Source organism: Leptolyngbya sp. CCY15150 (assembly GCF_016888135.1).
In the GTDB taxonomy this organism is placed as follows: Bacteria; Cyanobacteriota; Cyanobacteriia; order RECH01; family RECH01; genus RECH01.
This window is the reverse complement of sequence record NZ_JACSWB010000234.1, coordinates 1-370: the sequence shown is the minus strand read 5'-3', so window position 1 is coordinate 370 and position 370 is coordinate 1. Positions and strand designations below refer to the sequence as shown.

Genomic DNA, 370 nt, shown 5'->3' with positions numbered 1-370 from the left:
AGAGTCATTGAAGAGCGTTATATCAAGTCGGGTTGAATGCACATGATGAGGCGACATGAGTGTCCCTGTCGTACCCTGGCCACCAATCGTAAAACGTGAGACCTCGAATCAGGTCTTGCTGCTGCAACAATCGCTGACAGCGTTGGTAAACCAGGTCTTCAACCGACTCGATCGACTCAAACACTTGATTGGCTAACACCTCATTAACCAGGGGCCACAGCCGTTCGGCCGGTTGTAACTCGGGTGAGTACGGCGGCATGGGCAGCACATGGATCCCCTCGGGTACCTCCAACTTGTCACTCATGGGCCATCCCGCTTGATCGAACGACAGCACGATATGCTTATCGTGACCCACCCCAAAATGCTCGGC

General features: G+C 53.8%; 1 pseudogene. It reads right to left on the bottom strand.

Features of this window, described 5'->3' with window-relative positions:
- Positions 1-22 precede the first annotated feature (22 nt).
- Positions 23-370: pseudogene (locus JUJ53_RS18145) on the bottom strand (hypothetical protein); the annotation flags it as partial.